This window comes from Paenibacillus sp. 481 (assembly GCF_021223605.1).
Lineage (GTDB): Bacteria > Bacillota > Bacilli > Paenibacillales > Paenibacillaceae > Paenibacillus_B.
In genome coordinates, this window is sequence record NZ_CP075175.1 from 5642979 (window position 1) to 5661349 (window position 18371).

At 46.2% G+C, this 18371-nt stretch carries 15 protein-coding genes; 4 read left to right on the forward strand and 11 right to left on the reverse strand.

What is annotated here, in order from left to right; genetic code table 11:
* Positions 1-31: 31 nt before the first annotated feature.
* The 4 genes from KIK04_RS23935 to pdxR all read right to left on the reverse strand — a co-directional run bounded on the left by KIK04_RS23935 (position 32) and on the right by pdxR (position 6354).
* Positions 32-1753, reverse strand: coding sequence for a methyl-accepting chemotaxis protein (locus KIK04_RS23935; RefSeq protein WP_232276282.1), 1722 nt, complete (start codon positions 1751-1753; stop codon positions 32-34).
* A 186-nt stretch (positions 1754-1939) separates the two neighbouring features.
* Positions 1940-2800: a DUF421 domain-containing protein gene (locus KIK04_RS23940; RefSeq protein ID WP_232276283.1), complete on the reverse strand. Its 861-nt coding sequence runs from the start codon at positions 2798-2800 to the stop codon at positions 1940-1942.
* Positions 2801-2985: 185 nt separating this feature from the next.
* Positions 2986-4710, reverse strand: coding sequence for a methyl-accepting chemotaxis protein (locus KIK04_RS23945; protein WP_232276284.1), 1725 nt, complete (start codon positions 4708-4710; stop codon positions 2986-2988).
* Between the two features lie 195 nt (positions 4711-4905).
* A complete protein-coding gene (gene pdxR / locus KIK04_RS23950) occupies positions 4906-6354 on the reverse strand; it encodes a MocR-like pyridoxine biosynthesis transcription factor PdxR (RefSeq protein ID WP_232276285.1) in 1449 nt (482 codons plus the stop codon).
* A 137-nt stretch (positions 6355-6491) separates the two neighbouring features.
* Here pdxR and KIK04_RS23955 point away from each other — a divergent pair, with 137 nt between their 5' ends.
* Positions 6492-6686, forward strand: coding sequence for a hypothetical protein (locus KIK04_RS23955; protein ID WP_232276286.1), 195 nt, complete (start codon positions 6492-6494; stop codon positions 6684-6686).
* Here the strand turns inward: KIK04_RS23955 and KIK04_RS23960 are convergent.
* Positions 6636-6887 (reverse strand): hypothetical protein, encoded by a 252-nt coding sequence (locus KIK04_RS23960; RefSeq protein WP_232276287.1) that lies wholly within the window; start codon positions 6885-6887, stop codon positions 6636-6638. The two genes, KIK04_RS23955 and KIK04_RS23960, sit on opposite strands and share 51 nt — an antisense overlap.
* A 237-nt stretch (positions 6888-7124) precedes the next feature.
* Positions 7125-7610, reverse strand: a complete 486-nt coding sequence (locus KIK04_RS23965; protein ID WP_232276288.1) for a YiaA/YiaB family inner membrane protein — start codon at positions 7608-7610, stop codon at positions 7125-7127.
* A gap of 745 nt (positions 7611-8355) precedes the next feature.
* Between KIK04_RS23965 and KIK04_RS23970 the strand changes: the two genes are divergently transcribed.
* The gene (locus KIK04_RS23970) at positions 8356-9621 is read left to right on the forward strand and encodes a nitric oxide synthase oxygenase (protein ID WP_269670981.1); all 1266 of its coding nucleotides are present in this window, start codon (positions 8356-8358) and stop codon (positions 9619-9621) included.
* A gap of 353 nt (positions 9622-9974) precedes the next feature.
* On the opposite strand, the gene KIK04_RS23975 is transcribed toward KIK04_RS23970, so the two are convergent.
* On the reverse strand, positions 9975-10559 hold the full coding sequence (locus tag KIK04_RS23975) for a GNAT family N-acetyltransferase (RefSeq protein WP_232276289.1): 585 nt from the start codon (positions 10557-10559) through the stop codon (positions 9975-9977).
* A gap of 343 nt (positions 10560-10902) precedes the next feature.
* On the opposite strand from KIK04_RS23975, the gene KIK04_RS23980 reads away from it, so the two are divergent.
* A complete protein-coding gene (locus tag KIK04_RS23980; RefSeq protein WP_232276290.1) occupies positions 10903-12117 on the forward strand; it encodes an amidohydrolase in 1215 nt (404 codons plus the stop codon).
* A 262-nt stretch (positions 12118-12379) separates the two neighbouring features.
* Here the strand turns inward: KIK04_RS23980 and KIK04_RS23985 are convergent, their stop codons facing one another.
* The 3 genes from KIK04_RS23985 to KIK04_RS23995 form a co-directional block, all read right to left on the reverse strand.
* The gene (locus tag KIK04_RS23985; protein ID WP_232276291.1) at positions 12380-12739 is read right to left on the reverse strand and encodes a DUF1992 domain-containing protein; all 360 of its coding nucleotides are present in this window, start codon (positions 12737-12739) and stop codon (positions 12380-12382) included.
* Positions 12740-12966: 227 nt separating this feature from the next.
* Positions 12967-15033, reverse strand: coding sequence for an iron ABC transporter permease (locus KIK04_RS23990; protein ID WP_332329988.1), 2067 nt, complete (start codon positions 15031-15033; stop codon positions 12967-12969).
* Entirely contained in the window at positions 15030-16019 is a 990-nt protein-coding gene (locus KIK04_RS23995) for an ABC transporter substrate-binding protein (RefSeq protein ID WP_232276292.1), read from the reverse strand. The genes KIK04_RS23990 and KIK04_RS23995 overlap by 4 nt, the downstream gene beginning before the upstream one ends.
* A gap of 343 nt (positions 16020-16362) precedes the next feature.
* Here KIK04_RS23995 and KIK04_RS24000 point away from each other — a divergent pair, with 343 nt between their 5' ends.
* Positions 16363-16854 carry a hypothetical protein gene (locus KIK04_RS24000; RefSeq protein ID WP_232276293.1) on the forward strand — a complete coding sequence of 164 codons (492 nt, stop codon included), beginning with the start codon at positions 16363-16365 and terminating at the stop codon, positions 16852-16854.
* Between the two features lie 474 nt (positions 16855-17328).
* Here KIK04_RS24000 and murB read toward each other — a convergent pair whose 3' ends face one another.
* On the reverse strand, positions 17329-18258 hold the full coding sequence (gene murB / locus KIK04_RS24005) for a UDP-N-acetylmuramate dehydrogenase (protein WP_232276294.1): 930 nt from the start codon (positions 18256-18258) through the stop codon (positions 17329-17331).
* Between the last annotated feature and the right edge of the window lie 113 nt (positions 18259-18371).

Below are 18371 nucleotides of genomic sequence, written 5' to 3' on the forward strand. Positions count from 1 at the left end.
TCTTTACGCGGCTTACTCGAACGATACCACGTTATGCCAGATTGAATTTTTGTACAATTTCCTGCATGTCATCCGCTAATTGCTTCAATTCATCAATCGCACTCGTTATGTTTTCCATCGCTGCAAACTGCTCTTCCGACGCTAACACAACCGTCTGCACGTTGTCCGACGTCGCAGTTGCAATGCTGGCCATCTCATCAACCGAAGCAGACAACTCCTCCGTGCCCGCAGACATTTGCTCGGTAGCAGCCGAGGCTTCCTGGACTTCAGCTGACACTTGTTGAACGATCCTTACAATGTCTGCAAACACTTGGCCCGCTTGCTCGATAACCTCTTTACCAGAAGCGACATCTTGTCGTACGACCGACATCGCGCTTACCGTTTCCTTCGTACTTTGCTGCATTTCTGTAATCAGCGCCGTAATTTGCTGTGCCGAGGTAGCCGATTGCTCGGCAAGCTTGCGCACCTCACCTGCGACAACCGCAAAGCCTTTGCCGCTTTCACCTGCTCGTGCTGCTTCAATGGATGCATTCAACGCAAGTAAATTCGTTTGCTTTGCGATATTGCTCATCACATCAACGATGCCGACGATCCGCTCAGAACGATCACTCAACAACGACACCGATTGCGAGGTTGTCGTTACGGATTGGTGAATAGATTCCATTTGCTCCATCGACTTATGCAAAATCAATTGCCCTTCATTCGCTTGATCCGATGATTGGTTTGACAAATCAGCGACAGCGCTCGTATTTTCCACAATCGACTGAATGCCTCGTGCAAACTCTTCCAAGGCAGTTGCATTTTCCTGTGAAGCTTGCTGCTGTACTTGCGCACCTGTTGCAACTTGATCCATGGAAGCGATAATCCGCTCCGTCGATTGGGTCGATTCCTGTGCATGTTTGGCCACATAAGTAGAACTAGCAAGTAGGGTTTGCGAGCGCTCTTGCACGGTGCGCATGATCGTCGATAACCCTTCCATCATCTTATTGAAGTCCCTCGTCAGCTTCCCAATTTCATCTTTAGCGTTGTACGTACCACGTACAGTTAAATCGCCCTGCTCAGCTAGAGCCATAAGCTGCTGCATCTTTTGAAGCGGCTTGACGATCAGACGGACGATATACGTTCCTAGTGCCAGACAGAGCACTAATGCAATACCTGTCATCACCACACTACCTGAGGCCGAGGATTGCACAAGTTGGTTCGTTTTAGCTACTTCCTGCTCCCCGATTTTCTCATTCCATTGGATAAGTTCTAGCGACAAATCTTGTACAACTTTACGGACATCGCGTACTTCTGTTTTGTACTTGGCATACGCTTCTTCATTTTTGTTTACGCTCGCTAGCGCAATGGTTTCGTCAACTTCTTGTCGATAAGGTTGAAGTGCTGCTTCATATTTAGACAACAGCATGAGTTCCTGTTTATCATCTGCGACTGCTTTGTACTGAGTTAGTAGAAGATTGTTGTCCGCTTGCAGCTCATCTACCTCTTTTTTGAGGATATTCATGCGTGCCGGATCAGAAGAAACCATGAGTTCAAATAACGCGGTATCTATCGTGCGATTGTTAATAATCATTTGTTTGAGCCAAATAATACCTTTGAGATGATGTTCGAAGAGGCTACTATTTTTTTGACCGATTTGCTGTAGCGAGTAGTTCGCATTAACTGATATTAGAACTAAAAACAATACACCTGTAGCCACAAGTGTGTACATCTTTACAGATGTCTTCCAATTTTGTAATTTGAGATTAATCATTCTTGTCCCTCTTTCCTTCGTGTTACGATTTCTGTTGTCTTGCGTTGCTTATTTATCGACAAAATACGACAAAACCTTTATAGTAATTAACATCCATTTATATACAAAAAGAAGCATTCTCCACCTGACACTAGGAGAACGCTTCTTTGCTTCAACTTATTCCCACCTCTAGAGGAGCTATAATCGCTACGTTTGCAACAAGGGGCCTACTTTAGCAATCGCCTCTTTCAAGCTCTTCGTGCATTGCTCCACTTTCTTTCGGTCTTGCTTTGTTTTTGCAGTTCCAGTTAACTGCTCTAGTTCGGTTGTGCATTTTTTCAAGGCGGCTAACAGCTGCATATGCTGACTCGGATTGGTCGGGCTAATGCTGTCTTTGTATAAATCTACGAACAACTGACCATTAGAATCAACTTGAGCCGCATATACTTGCTCTGGTGTTAAGCTTAACTGATTCAGTTCCGCCTTTAACCACTCCCGTGTATATCCTGCGGCAGCCAGTGGTTCATTCATGATGTTTCCATCTGAAATGACCGTCTGCGGCTCCGATTCTGCAAGTACGCTAAGCCCGAGCATTTTAGCCGTGACCGGCAAATTTTCTTTTTTAAGCAAGACGTTAACTTGACCGTTAACTTCCATCGTCGCAAATTCGACGTCCGCAAGGGCAAACACCTGCTTGCTACGCAGTTGTTCCATTAATTCGTCCAAGGTTAGGCGCTCTTTTTTCAAATTATCTTCTAGAATCTTGCCTTCTTTAATAAGCACAGTGCCTGTCCCATCAATACCATCACGGAGCTTCTTACTTTTGAGTTGGGCAAATTCGATTCCTAGCGAAACGAGCGCCCATACAGCTAGCGATAAAATGCCTAAATACCAATTACTTTCCAAATCAAGCGATACATAGGCCGCAAGGCTGCCAATCGTAATGCCCGTAATATATTCGAACAAGGACAGCTGCGAAATTTGCCGCTTACCCAGCATTTTCGTAATAAAGAACAAGACGACCACAGCTGTCAGCGTACGCAAAATAACTTCAAGAACGTTCTGCATATACTCCCTCCTCCATCAATATCCGTCTGACCTGTATGGTTCATCCAACATGTATGTATACAGGGTGCAAAATCAGTATGTGGAGGAGTGAACTTTATTATTCCACTTTTTCCATGGTAGAGGTAAATAACAATCGCCTCGCTTAATAAGCGAGGCGATTGAGGAACACGATCGTAGATGGCGTGTTACAATTTGAATTTTGCGACTAAGCTTTGCAAATCTTCTGCGAGTTGCTTTAACTCGTCCATGGCTTCGCTAATGCTTTCAATCGAAGCAAGCTGCTCTTCAGATTCGGATACGACAACTTGAACCGTACCCGCTGTTTCCGCAGCGATTCCAGCCATCTCATCAATGGAAGCCGAAATTTCTTCCGTGCCGGCCGACATTTCCTCGGTTGCGGCAGAAGCTTCCTGTATCTGACCGGATACTTGCTGGACAAGCGCTAAAATATGTTCAAACATTTCACTTGCTTGCTTCACGATTACGGTACCCGCAACAACATCTTCTTGTACATGGGCCATTGCAGATACGGTCTGATGCGTGCTGGATTGAATCTCTTCAATTAGCTCTTTGATCTGCTTCGCTGACACGGATGACTGCTCTGCCAGTTTACGCACTTCACCTGCAACCACTGCGAATCCTCTGCCACTCTCTCCGGCACGAGCAGCTTCAATGGAGGCATTCAAGGCCAGCAAATTCGTTTGGCCAGCAATCCCTGTCATAACGCCAACAATATTGCCAATTTGATTAGAGCGATCATCAAGCTCTTCAATGACAGAAGCAGTCGTACGTACAGATAACTGAATCGAGTTCATTTGCTCAATCGCTTGCTTCAACGTACGGTTTCCTTCTTCAGCGCGTACGGCTGAGTGCGAAGATAGATCAGCTACACTGGTGGAATTTTCAACGATAGATTGAATGCCACGTGCAAACTCTTCCAATGCGATTGCATTTTCTTTCGACGCCTGCTTCTGCATCTTTGCACCCGTTGACATATCTTCCATCGAAGCCGTAATCTTTTCCGTAACTTGCATCGTTTCTCGTGCATGATTAGCAACCGTATAAGAACTGTTCATAAGCAGATTAGAACGATCGTTAACCGTCTGTATAATCGTAGACAAACCGTCAATCATTGAATTGAAATCTTTCACAAGCGTTCCGATTTCATCCTTGGCATTATATGTACCTCGTATAGACAAATCTCCTTGCGAAGCGTTTGTCATCAGCCACTGCACCTCTCGCAAAGGATGAACGATAACACGAACGATAAGGTAGGCAAATGCCCCACTCACTATAATGGAAATAAGACAAATGACAAGCGTCGATTCTGTTGCCGATCTCGCCCAGTCTCGCGCTTGGTTCACTTGCTGTCCCCCAAGCTTTTCGTTGCGCGTTACAAGCTCGCCCAATACGACCTGCACTTTCGCACGAACGGGACGTACATGCTCATCGTATACGTCAAAAGCTTCTGCGCCGCGGCCTTGCATGGCCAGCTCTTTTGTCTTATTGTATTGTTGACGATAAGGTTTCAATAAGTCTTCATATTGTTTGACTAGCTTTAGATGTTCTTCATTTGCCGTAACTTGTTTGTAGCTCTTAAGTAACTTATTGTTACTATCTCTTAACTGGGAAATATACTCTTTCAACTTTTCTTTGTTAGCAGCATCATCTGACACCATCATTTCAAACAATGCAGCGTCGACAGAACGATTATTTTGAATCATATCATTCAGCCAAATAATCGACTTCAAATTGTAATTGTAAATACTCGCATTTACGCCCTCAATATCTTTTAAAGCACGATAAGTGATGGTTGCATTGAGCAGTAAAAATAAAAGGCTCACACCTACGAGCAGCCCTATCTTGGTTGATGTCTTCAAATCTCGGAATTTCTTCACAAGCATTTCCATCGTATTGCTTCCCCTCTCTAACTCTCTCTATCTATTTCATAGTTCAAAGATATATTTATCGGAATTAACAGCTAAATAATTTAGGCTTTTGGCACTATGTAAATTGTGCCATTTGACGCATATCCTTTTGGCAACAAAATAAAACTTGCCTTTCTGCAGAAAAAATCCGCGATCAGCAAGTCCTTATTTTAGCCTTCAATTACACGCTGCCCATGCCGCAGAAAATCGCTGCAGCGCTGCTTCCAACTGGGCCGGAGTAGCCTTGCCATAAGAGAAACGTACACAACGTTCATCTTGCCCCATTGCAATACCAGGAACGTATATCACATCCCGTTGTATCGCTTCCTTAAGCAATCTGGATGCAGGAAATGTGGCGTGAAGCTTGCACCACACATGAATCCCCCCCTGCGGCTCCGCCAGCTCTTCAATGGGTATTCCCTGTGCCCGCATCTGCTGCAAGCTGCTGATCACAGCGTCCTTGCGCTGCTTAAGTTCTCGTCTTAAGCGAATGAGATGAGTCGTGTACGCATCCGAACGAATAAACTGATTGGCCACCCATTGCGACACAACGCTATGTCCAAAATCAATTTGCTGCTTCGCATCTGTTAACCGCTCAATAACTGCTTGCGGGCCAATAACCCAGCCCATGCGAATGCCGGAAGATACGATCTTCGTCAAAGAACTTATGTACAGGACAGAGCCATTGCGGTCCAACGATTTTAAAGTAGGTACAACCTGTCCATCGTACGATGTCAAGCTGTAAGGATCATCTTCAACGATCGGAATTCCGTATTCAGCCGAAATGTGGAGCAGCCGTAAGCGGCGCTCATACGAAAGCACAGTGCCTGTAGGATTATGATAGTTCGGATTCACGAATATCATCTTAATCCGCTGCTTGCGATGAAGCTGGACGAGCTGTTCGGGATCGATCCCGTGCCGATCGACTGATAGTAAACATGTACGAATGCCTGCCTTATGAAACATCGGCAACGAATAGCAGTAAGACGGATTTTCAATTGCCACCGTATCCCCTGCTTTGAGTAGGCATTGCGCAACAAGGTGCAGAGCTTGCTGCACCCCTGACGTGATTAAGATAGATGAGGGCGTGCAATCAATTTGCTTCATATGATGTTCTTGTTCGGCCAACGTCTGACGCAGCGGATAATAGCCCTGCAAATGGCCGTAGCCAAACGGCATATCGAATGACTGTTCAGCAATAATTCGCCGCAGCGCCTCGGTTGGATATAATGATTCGGCCAACTCTCCACTGGCAAGATCGATCATGTTGGCGTTGCACTCTTGTACCACTTTGCGAATGGTCTGCATAAGTGGTTGATTAGAGGCGAATGCTCCTGTATCGATCATGCGTTTCCAATTCGGAACGCGCACCTTGGAGCTGCCCCACATATCTTTACTTACACGTGTTCCGCTCCCTTGCTCGCGTTGGACGATGCCAAAAGAACGCAACTGATCATAAGCGGACACAACTGTACTCCGATTTACTTGCAGCAATTGAGCCAATTCCCTCTCAGACGGAAGCAAGCTTCCTGGCGGGAGTTCACCGCAAGAAATTCGTTCTTCTATGTAAGCTGCGATCTGACGGTAAACGGGCATACTTATATTACGATTGGGCTTCCATTCCAAGTTGCCTCACCTGTCCATTTCATAATGTATACGCTTATTATCATAAAGTGGATGGCCTAAATAAACAACAATTGGATGGTCTCAGCGAAAACAGAACAAAGTATGCTATACGTAGATAATTATTACTAGGGGGCATCATGATGAAGATTTTAATGGGGATCGTTATCGTAGTCATGCTCGTAGGGCTAGGTATAACCTTATGGCTCGGTTCACAGCAGCATCGGGAGAAATACGGAGCAAGCTTTATGAAAAATTGGGGCCGGTTAACGGTTTATTACGTCTTATTTTTCTTCATATTGGTTGGTATATTTCTGTTTTATGTGCGCAGTTAAGGCTCGTTTATTTCTAAGCGGCAGTGTTAGTGGAGGCACATCCTCCGATGGTTTTCCTTCAGCTTCCGCTTCGGCCTCTTCTAGACGTGTTTGAAAAATGGCCAGTAACTCAAAAAAATCACCTAAAATGGAAAATAAAAGTCCAACTATGGCGATGTCGTCTGCTGTCCATGTTAATTCTTCTGACTTTTTTTTGGCCATTGTACGAGCACCCTTCCCTTTTCAAGGCATACATTCAATAAACCCGCTTCCGCATATATACCACCATATGTAGACATCTGCCATCGTGAATGGGCACTTTAACTTAAATATAAAGATACACACCTACGTTTTGCACGGATTGACCCGGAATACTTTTGTTATATTAGAACGAACAAACGGACTACCCTTGATGGGCAGTCCGTTTTTGAAATGATTACAGTTTGTTGCCATCTGTTGTTACGAAAGGTGCTCCGCCCTCGCCCCGACAGGGCTCTCAACCAAGCGCTTGTCCTCATCGTTGTCGCGAATTACTTTTTGCAGGGTGAAACTGGCCATAATCGTACAAAATATTCCCATTCCATAGTAACCCTTTACTGCAAAAGGTTGATCCAGAAACCAGACAATCCCGCCGAGCGTAAGCGCAACTGATACAGCAAAAAACACATACGCCATTGCTGTAAACGCTGCCGTATTGCGCTTGCCCATTGGCTGCTGACGATCAGGGGACCGTTCTTGAGCTAGTTTGTCCTCTTCGTTGTCACGAATCACTTTTTGCAAGGTGAAGCTCGCCATGATCGTGCAAAACACACCCATCCCATAGTAGCCCTTAACAGCAAAAGGTTGATCGAGATACCAAATGATCCCCCCAAGTGTGAGTGCTACCGAAACGGTAAAGAACACATAAGACATTGCGGTGAATGCCATTGTATTACGTCTCTTCAAGTGCAATCTTCTCCTCTCTGTTTGATCCATACTCAGAAGTCACAAGAAGCGCCCATTGCCAACGTAATTGTCGCTGCCCCATATAGCTGACAAGCAACATGCTTGCATTTCACAAAAAAATAAGATGAATATATGTATAAAAAGAGGTGATAGTTGTAAATTTATTCGTGGTATGTACCGATCCGATCGTGCGACGGCGCTACTTTTTCTTAGGTGTGTGATTAACATGTGTGTAGGAAACATAGAAGACTGTATGATAAGGTCGCCTCGTACGTATATCCGCTCACAGAGATAGCCGATCGTAAAGATAACGGATCGTAGTGAGAACAGATCATAGTGAAAACAGATCATAGTGAAAACAGATCATAGTGATAACAGATCGTACAAACCAATTCGTGTATTCATGTGTTCATATGTATACCTTCAAGGACAGGGCTTAGCAACACGTTGACATTACACGGGATTATTCCCCTTATCGAGTATGAAACTAGTATCTATTATATATAATCGGTATTTAGATGTAAAAGCTTAATTCCAGCATGTGGAGTGGATGGAATAGACTTACGCAGACGAAGAGGGTTGGAATGAGGAAATGAACACTTCACATGCTTGCTACCATCGATTGGCTTCAAAATTCGGAAAATTGACATGCTTTCGAGCCTATGCGATATGATACGCTAACTGTATTAACGCCAATCATGTGCGGTATGCAGCCACTTCTAGTTCCGTATCATTGTGAACAAGGGTGGATAAGGGGGCTAACATCATTCGAAACGAAACCATTTGGGAAGCAGCTGTCCCTTTTATTAAACAATGCTATAGCGAGCTTGGTCGCACCGAACAGGAAACGACTGAGCGTCTTCAACATATTCGGGAAGAAATAACACGTACAGGCAGCTATGTTCATACGTATTCAGAGCTGGAGCATGGGGCCAAAATGGCATGGCGCAACAGCAATCGCTGCATTGGTAGGTTATTTTGGCAGTCGCTGCACGTTATGGATGCACGGGATGTGCAGCACTTCGATGAAGTGCGCGCTGCGCTGCTGAACCATATCCAGTATGCAACGAACGAGGGGCGTATCCGACCAACGATTACGGTGTTCCCTGCTCGTTTACATGGCAAATCGCGAGTCCAAATTTGGAATCATCAATTGCTACGTTATGCCGGATATAAGCGTGAAAATGAGATTGGTGATGAAACTGGTCATGGTCATGCTGATGGGATCATTGGTGACCCGCACTCCTTGACCTTTACACGCGTATGTGAGTCACTTGGATGGCAAGGAAAGCGCACCGACTTTGATATCCTGCCACTCGTTGTACAAATAGATGATGGAACCCCGCAATGGTTCCCGATTCCTGAGGAACTGGTGCTTGAAGTTCCATTAAGTCATCCCGAATATGATTGGTTTAAGCAAGATTTGCAGCTTAAATGGTACGCCGTGCCAATCATTTCGGACATGCAGCTTGAAATTGGCGGCATTGCCTATACAGCCGCACCGTTTAACGGCTGGTATATGGGAACTGAAATCGGAGCGCGCAATTTGGCTGATGAGCAGCGCTATCATGTATTGCCTGTCGTCGCCTCTAAAATGGGACTCCAGACGACCTCTAATTACTCGCTCTGGAAAGACCGTGCGCTCGTTGAGCTGAATACAGCTGTGCTCTATTCATTTAAAGAAGCTGGGGTTAGTATTGTAGACCATCATACGGCCGCGCAGCAATTCATGCGGTTTGAACAGCTTGAGCAAACGGCTGGCCGATCGATAACAGGCGATTGGACATGGCTGATTCCGCCGATCTCACCTGCCGCAACACCGATTTTCCATCATCAGTACGACAATCGGCAGCAGTCGCCTAACTTTTTGTATCAGGATGCTCCGTACGAGAAGTTGTCGGTGAACGATTTACGCGAGCTGCACAAGCTTTCCGAGCTGCGTGAATCGCACGCGCTTCCCGAAAAATCGGCTTCTTGTCCGTTCCATTCGACTTCGGGTAGCTTATCCTAAGTGTAGGGAACGAGTAGTTGCGTATGCTGACTAGAAGCTAAGAAGAAGTTGAAGCTTGGTACTGGAACTATTCTTCTAAAAAATAAGGCTCCAGCTGACAACCATCAGCGGAGCCTTACATGCAGTAAACCGTAGGAAAAACAGATTGTATTTAGATATAGAACAAATATGGATCAATGAAACAAAATCCCCCTAACCATACCCTTTGTATCACGTTTGCGTATAAGTTAAACGATTTCGTTTTACTAATATCTTAAAGTAATTTTCTGACTATCATATTCACAACGACGAACTCGATTAATGACACCAAAGTTTATACCATCAGATAAAGAAGTTCTTGCGTAAATGTACTGCTAGTTAAACTCAATCCCTCTTACCTTAGAGAACAACATCGTATGACGTAAATTCGTACCCGTAGCATCATAGCACTCGTTACGCATGATCCCCTCTAATGTGAACCCACATCGTCTTGCTACATTGGCGCTCTGCTCATTTTCAGCATCACATTGTATCACAAGTCGGTTGGCCCTCAATTCTTCGATCGCAAATTGCTCGATCTTTTGCACCGCTTCCGTTACCAGACCTTTGCCTGCGTATTTGTTCCTCACCCAATAACCAATTTCAAATTTCCTTACTTTCCAGTCCGGCAAATGTAAACCTCCGCAAAAAACCAATTCACCTGTTTCTTTATGGTAGCCTTGTAACCGAAATTGCTTGCGTTCTAAAAAATGAATGTGTGCTTGACGTATATTTTCTTCCGTTTCCTCCACAGTAGGCTTTTCTTGCGCCCATACCATCCACTTGTGCAAGTCTGCCCAGCTTTCCATAATCGCTGCATTTACTTCAACCCCGTCGCCAAGCAAAGGTTTGCGAATGTACATGCGTGCTGTTTCAAATTGTTCTGAAATATTCATCATTAGTAGGGATTGAGTAGTCATGTCCATGTCTCCTTGTCGTTGGGCGTTTCATTAACTGGAAATTAATAACTATTATGTACTGGCCATTGATGTCATTCATGTTACTATAGCGCCCATTGCTTTTTACATCAATAGCATAAATAATAGATTTGCCTAACTTTAATCAAGGCTTTTTCACACGAAGTGAGAAGATCCTTTTTTTTCATAAAAAATTCAGTTATCCCACCATATCATTTCCATATGACAACGATACAATATCCATATGCCACTCTTCATCCTAGTTGTGCTAAGCTTCACTATAATGCTTCAAAGCTTCAAAGATTCCATTCTTTTATCCTAGCAAAAAGAAAGGCTGAACCCACCCATGACAGCATACTGGCTCACAAACGTCCGACTGGACAGCGGTTTCATCGAAGACGAGGATGGCGTATTTCATACCCGTTCAGAATTGTGTCATCTTCTAATTGACCAAGGGACTATTCAACAAATCGTTTCTGCGGATCGCCCGCTAGAGACGGAAATGCCACAGCATAATGCGAACCATTTGCTGGCACTTCCCTCTTTCCAAGAAAATCATAATCATTTGGATAAAACGTATCTCGGCTATGGTTGGAAATCATGCAAACCGGTCAATAGCTTAATCGAACGTTTGAATATGGAAGCGAAAGAATCGGTCATTCTATTAGATTCCATTCAAACGCGAGCTGAAGCGATGCTAGAGCTGATCGCCTCTTTCGGTGCAACTCATATTCGCACTCATGTCAATATTGACCCCCATGTCGGTCTGAAAAATTTGGAAGGGGTGCGCAGAGCACTGGATACGTTCAGCAACCGCATGACTGCTGAAATTGTCGCCTTTCCACAACACGGCCTGCTGCGCTCGCAAGCAGGCGATCTGATGAGACAGGCGATGCAGGAAGGTGCAACCCACGTTGGTGGACTCGACCCAGGAGGTGTCGATGGCGACATTGAGCGCTCCCTTCAGCTCATGATGGACATCGCGGTAGAGGCCGATGCAGATGTAGATATTCATCTGCACGACTCGTCCACGCTCGGTTTACATACGATGCAACGGCTGGCCGACATGACAGCGGATGCGGGCTGGCATAACCGGATGGCGATTAGCCATGCTTTTGCGCTGGGCGATTCGCCGCAAGCGCAAACGAATGAGATGATCGATCGCTTCGCCGCACTCGGCGTGTCGATCATGACAACAGTCGCCACAAATCGGGCCATTCCTGTCCCCTTGATGCATGAACAAGGAATACACGTTGCCCTTGGCTGTGACGGCTTCTACGATTCATGGGCACCATTCGGCACGGGCGATGTCCTTGAAAAAGCAACGCGCCTTGCAGAACGCTACCGCTGGATCGACGAGCGGTCACTGACAGGAGCGTTAACTTTTATTACAGGTGGACGCAAAACGTTAGATGAGCAGGGCAACCGCCTCTGGCCAATGCAAGGCGATGCAGCTAACATCGTCTTCTTCGATGCTACCTGTTCGGCGGAGGTCGTAGCTCGCAGACCTGACCGCAGTGCGGTTATGTTTAAAGGAAACGTTGTGTACGGGGCGCTTTAACATCTCACACAGGAATGTGTGGATCGAGATTTATCGATGTTTAAGAGGTCAAGCGAATATAACTAGGGAACATAACAAGCGAACATAGCAAGGGGATACAACTAGCGTTTATGACAAGCGCATATGACAAACAGACCTCCAACTTCCCTCGTCAATAGGGTGGTGTTGGAGGTCTACTGTCTGTGTTCGCGCCATAAGCAAAAAAAAGAGCGTAGGGGCTGCCTACGCTCATCTATTTACGTATACGCTTCTTATAATTATGTTATGCCCATTTCTCGGATTGAATCCGTAAATGCTGCTTCGAGACAAACCCCTTTTGCAGCCAAGTGCTAGGCACTTGTTTGTTGTAGCGACGGATTTTTTCGTTAATGTTGCAGATATCCGTGTCCGTTACCGTGGCAGGATCTCTATTCAACATTGCTAGCGTTGACTCAATGGAATGTCGAATTTCGTGCTGCAGCTCCAACCATGGAGGCCGCACATTTGCTTCCTTACGTGTCGAGTCCAAGACGCTTCCGCTTTGTACGTCTAACGGTTTACCTTTTCCATGTAACTGATAGAGACCGCCATTTCGCCCAAACTCGGCAAAAGCATCGCTCATCCAATCGTTATGCTGAATCATCCGTTTACGCACGCTCCTTATGGGATTTCGACCAATGTCTCCATTAAAATGTACCATAAGTTAAGGACGTGCTTGCGCGTAATCCATTGCGATTTTGTGAACGTTTCGAGCAAGATTAGGGACAAACTTGCACATGTTGTAAAATGTCGGATGGACGTTCCAATCCGTAGTCCGTCCCGTAGTCCATTCTGTAATCTGCTCGCAATAAGCTGACGCATTCGGCATGTTTATTTTTGCGTAGAACGCATTAGCCACAAAAAGTACGGTGCGCCGATAATCGCCACAACTAAGCCAGATGGGATTTCACTTGGCGGCATCAACGTACGTCCGATTGCGTCTGCCAGCACAAGCAGCAGCGCCCCAATTAAGGCGCTTAACGGAATTAACTTGCGATGATGATGCCCAATAAGCATCCGTGCAGCATGTGGAGCAATAAGCCCGACAAAGCCAATCGTACCCACTGTAGCGACAGCTGCGGCAGCTAAAGCGACACCAATCGCGGCACCTCTAAGCCGCGTATTGACGACGTGGACACCCAGTCCCGTCGCGCACTCATTGCCAACTGCCAAAATGTCCAGCTTTCGTCCGACGATCCAAGCCGCAGGCAGCAGCACGGCTGGCCAGAATAGCAGCTGTACAAGGTCGTCCCAGCCACGGGCGTACGTGCTGCCGGACAACCAAGCCAATGCAGCCCCAACGTTCATTTTCGCTTCAACGACCATAATTTGAATGAGAGCCGAGCCGCAGGCGGATACGGCGATGCCGACTAATACGATTACAGCAGGCTGAAAGCCTGTGCGGCGTGCAATCACGTACACAATAAGCGCTGCTACAATCGCACCAGCAAACGCAGCAACAGGCAGTAACGCTATCGGCAGATCCGGCCACACGAGCAGCAGCGCCAAAGCTCCTACGCCCGCTCCGGAAGTTACGCCGATAATGGACGGGTCTGCTAACGGATTGCGCACGACGCCTTGCATGAGCAAGCCACTGACAGCAAGGGCTGCACCTGCACATGCGGCAACCAACATCCGAGGTAGCCTGCTATTTAAAATAATGCTGCTCGCTTGCTCAGGCCCCTGCCCAATGAACACCGCTAGCACTTCATGCAAGGGAATTTTTAGTCCACCAAACATCATCCCGACGATCGTACTTGCCAATAACCCGATAGTCGCCATGATGAGCAAGCCACCATACGACAATCGGCGCGCCTTCTTATGTGACGACGACTGAAACGGCTCTGGAACCGCTCGATGCTTCCTCGCTGCTCGATAAGCGAGCCAAGCGAGGCACGGGCCTCCAATTAAAGCGGTGACAGCGCCGACAGGCAGCTCACTGTAAGAGCTATTGTTCGCTAAGCGTCCGACAACATCGGCGCCAACGAGCAGCACAGACCCCCACAAAAATGCTGCGGGAATGAGCAGCTTATGACTGCGAATACCGACCAAGCGCACAAGGTGCGGCGCCACAAGGCCAACAAAGCCGATTGGCCCCACGAGGCTAACAATAACAGCCGCAAGCACTAATGCGATGACTAGGCTAACGAAGCGAACTTTCGATACGTTTTGACCGAGCGACTGTGCGGTCTCTTCGTTAAGCAGCAGCACGTCAAGCGAACGCGAGAGCGCTATCGCTGCAACGGCACATATGACGACCCAAGGCCAAGCATAGCTAATGCCGCTCCAATCGTTTTGGATGAGCGATCCGCTTCCCCATAAGAACAGCCCCGTTGTTTCTTCTTCAAAAAACAGTTGCAAGCCTGCGGTAAATGCTGCGACCGCCATCGACACGATCATACCAGCGAGCGCCATGCGCAGCGGTGAAGCTTGAATTCCACCCGCGAGTGCATAAGCAAGCAGCGCGGCGACAGTTCCACCTACAAACGCGACCAGCATAGGCGACACAGCAAGCAACGATGGCACGAATACCCCTGCCATAACGACAGCTAACTGAGCGCCCGCATTAATACCGAGCGTACCCGCTGAGGCAAGCGGATTGCGTGTAATCGTTTGCAGCAATACACCAGCAACTGCTAATGCGCCACCCGCCAATATTCCGGCTACGACCCGTGGTAGGCGCACCGTTCGCACCACATGATGCTCCGCCGTATCCTGTGGCGACAATAGCGCTTCGATAACTAAGCGCGGTGTCAAATCCGCCGCACCTTGCATGATATGCATAATCGTGAGCACACCGAGCAGTAAACCGCCGCCCACAAACATGGCCAGCGGAATGACCCCTTTATACAGGAAGAAAGCGGTATTTGCACCGCTTTCGTTCAACTTCATCTTCATTTCACAAACGCCCCAACCGCGCGCTCAGCAATTAATTGCGCTGATAACGGTCCACCGAACAACCAAGTGTCGCCACCCATTGCATACGTTCTGTTCTCTTTGACGAAGTCAAGATTTTTCCAGACCGGATTTTCTTTTAATTGATTTTTAAAAATGTGGTCGTCATCCTGTACGATATAGAAGAAATTCGCTTTCTTCAGTGGCAGCAACGCCTCAACGCCGCCTTCTTCCATTGTTTGCACATACTTGGTAGGCTGGAATGCATTTTTCAATCCAAGTTTATTAAACACTTTGGCAGACATGGAGTTGTCCGACAAATACCGCATTGTAGGTACATTTTTCATCGTGAAAGCTTGTACAAGCACGAATTCAGTATCTGCTTTGCCTGCTTCTTTTACTTTTCCAGCCAAGGCTGCAATCGCATCGTTAACTTCTTTAAGTACTTTTTCCCCTTCCACTTGCTTGTTCAATGCATCTGCTGCAAGTTTGAGATTGCGTTCCATCATGGCATAGGCATCCGGGTCTTGTTCCGTCGTTTTGTTAAACAAAATCGTTGGCGCGATATCGCTTAATTTGTCATAAAAAGGTTCGATACGATCGACACCGATAATTAAGTCCGGCTTTAAGCTTTGAATAATCTCAAGGTTCGGCTCCACACGGCTACCTACATCCGTAACGCCCTCTAGCATATCCGGCTTAATGTTCACCCATTTCTTGTAACCGTCTATATCAGCAGCCCCAACAGGCTTCACGCCTAGAGCAAGCACATCTTCTAAGGAAGACCATTCTAGGACGACCACTCGCTGTGGTGTGCCTTTAATTTCAATTTCTCCTTTGAGGTGATTCAATTTGCGCACATCGCCTTGCGCCTCCTGCGGTTTCGCTTGCCCTTCCGTTGTACCTTGCTTCGCTCCGCCTGATGAGCAACCAACAAGTGCTAGCGAGAAACAGAAAATAAGTATAAGTAATCGAGACATTTTTAACATGGAATAACCTCCGCTTAATCGATAAGTGATGTATGGTATGGACTCATTTTCCCAACGGCAACAGAAATCATGTATGAATATGGGTTTGTTGTGAGTTAAAGCACGAGATGTCTTCCCCCTTGTGAAAAAAGTAATATAGTATTTCGTGATAATGATTATCATTATCTATATTAAAAGTGGAGTTGTCAATCCGTAATTTGGAAACCTTCTATATTCGCCCCCTTAAAACGTCTTTATAATAGGTTCTATGAATATATGATATGGTACTCATATATGGCGCATTCTTATCCGTGTACCTTGGTGGTGGACAGCGGTTAGCTTAGGTCTACTCGCCTGTAGTTTCGTGGTCCCGCTTGCTGATTTACAGCAGTGGCTAATGCTCGTCTGGATATGGCCGGTGGCGATATTGTCACAGATGGCCTCACGTGAGCGGATGCATCGCACGGAATTGATCTTATTCTCAAGCTGTGTTCCCTTCAAGCAGCTTGCCGCCGTGTGGTTGGCAGGGGTCGGAATAATGGCGCTGCAATTGAGCGGAGTTGCCTTGCAGTACGCGATAAGCGGAGATGGTTTCGCACTGTTGAATACGCTAATCGGCATTTTATTTGCATCCGGCCTCGCAATGACTTTAGTAGCTTGGTCAGGAACACGCAAAACGTTTGAAGTGATCTATGTGCTGTGGTGGTATAAAGGACCAATCAATAAAATGCTGTCGTTCGATTTCACAGGTATGCATCACACCAGCGTAAACCTGTTGTACGCAGCATTTGCGGCCGCGCTTATCACACTTGGTTGGGTAGGACGCACATACAGGTTCAAGGTGCTGCATGGATAACACACACAACTTAAATAGCAAAGTTAGTTCTTAACGGTCGCCACAGTGGCTATATTGCCAGATTTACCTCGTTTTGAATTCTAACGGTTATAGGTAAGCTTATTTCTCCAATTTCATTCCAAATCCAGCTGTCTTCATCGTAATAAGCACCATCATAACCGTTACATGTTGAATGGGTTCATATTCGCTGAAATAACAACTATGGCGACCGTTAGGAGAGAAGGCACAGTTGTTATTTCAGCAAACTATCAACGGCTAGGGCATAAGGGATCAACTGACTACAAGCCGATAAATGCGAAGCTACTTGCCGTTATCTCAATGAAGAGAAGCCCTCGGATTAACAAACAGAGGTTTCTCGACAAGCTAAAAAGCTCAGCACACTTGGTGCTGAGCTTTTTAGCTTCCACTTCACTCTATTAATTCCATTTAAATATATTAACTCTATATACCTCTATTTATTCCATTTAAAACTTTTTATTCCGCCACGTTGTCTTCCCCAATAATTTTAACTTCGGTCTCTAGCATCACACCGAATTTTTGCTGCACCGTCGTTTGCACGAAAGTAATTAATTCGATATAGTCTTGTGCCGTACCATTGCTCACATTGACCATAAACCCAGCATGCTTCGTTGATACTTCAACGCCACCAATTTTTGTGCCTTGCAAACCACTGTCTTGAATAAGTTTGCCTGCGAAATGTTGCGGTGGACGTTTAAACACGCTACCACACGACGGGTACTCCAATGGCTGCTTGGATTCTCGCAGGTAAGTCAGTTCGTCCATCTTTTCTTTGATCGCCGCATATACGCCTTCCTCAAGTTCAAAGGTAGCTTCGAGGATGATCGCATGGTTGCTAGCAAATGAGCTTTGGCGATAGCCAAAAGCAAAGTCTTCTCGGGACAGATGATACATCTCCCCTTGTAATGTCACCGCGATAGCTTTGGCAAGAACGAAGGAGATTTCTCCGCCGTACGCGCCCGCATTCATATACAGCGCACCACCAACCGTGCCTGGTATGCCACAGGCAAATTCAAGCCCCGTCAAGCTATGTGCCAGCGCCGTTCTTGATGCGTCGATAATCGCAGCCCCGCTTTGCGCGGTAATCGTACGTTCATGTTCACTAACATGAATGCTGTTCAACTTGACCAAGCTCATCGTAATACCACGGATGCCGCCATCTCTTATAATGACGTTGGAGCCGTATCCTACACACGTAAGTGGGACTTGATGTTCATGGGCGTAGCGAACAACGCGCTGAACGTCCTCATAGGTAGACGGAGTGACAAAAATATCGGCTTTCCCGCCTACTTTTATATACGTATAGTTTTTTAAAGGTTCATCCTGTTTCAGGTCATCTTGTGGAAGTATGGTAAGTAAATATTGATAGATTTCATTTGTATTCATCTTCATTACCTCTGTCTTTGCTAAATAATAGAGAGTACTATGGACTCTTGCTGATTTCATTACACAATCCTTATAGGATACCATGTTTACATCCCTATTAAAATGCAAAATTT

Excerpts from the sequence above, each read along its gene's own strand:
- KIK04_RS23935 (WP_232276282.1), bottom strand. The coding sequence starts at position 1,753 with ATGATTAATCTCAAATTACAAAATTGGAAGACATCTGTAAAGATGTAC.
- KIK04_RS23940 (WP_232276283.1), bottom strand. The coding sequence starts at position 2,800 with ATGCAGAACGTTCTTGAAGTTATTTTGCGTACGCTGACAGCTGTGGTC.
- KIK04_RS23945 (WP_232276284.1), bottom strand. The coding sequence starts at position 4,710 with ATGGAAATGCTTGTGAAGAAATTCCGAGATTTGAAGACATCAACCAAG.
- KIK04_RS23955 (WP_232276286.1), top strand. The coding sequence starts at position 6,492 with ATGATGAAGATTTTAATGGGGATCGTTATCGTAGTCATGCTCGTAGGG.
- KIK04_RS23960 (WP_232276287.1), bottom strand. The coding sequence starts at position 6,887 with ATGGCCAAAAAAAAGTCAGAAGAATTAACATGGACAGCAGACGACATC.
- KIK04_RS23975 (WP_232276289.1), bottom strand. The coding sequence starts at position 10,559 with ATGACTACTCAATCCCTACTAATGATGAATATTTCAGAACAATTTGAA.
- KIK04_RS23980 (WP_232276290.1), top strand. The coding sequence starts at position 10,903 with ATGACAGCATACTGGCTCACAAACGTCCGACTGGACAGCGGTTTCATC.
- KIK04_RS23985 (WP_232276291.1), bottom strand. The coding sequence starts at position 12,739 with ATGATTCAGCATAACGATTGGATGAGCGATGCTTTTGCCGAGTTTGGG.
- KIK04_RS23990 (WP_332329988.1), bottom strand. The coding sequence starts at position 15,033 with ATGAAGATGAAGTTGAACGAAAGCGGTGCAAATACCGCTTTCTTCCTG.
- KIK04_RS23995 (WP_232276292.1), bottom strand. The coding sequence starts at position 16,019 with ATGTTAAAAATGTCTCGATTACTTATACTTATTTTCTGTTTCTCGCTA.
- murB (WP_232276294.1), bottom strand. The coding sequence starts at position 18,258 with ATGAATACAAATGAAATCTATCAATATTTACTTACCATACTTCCACAA.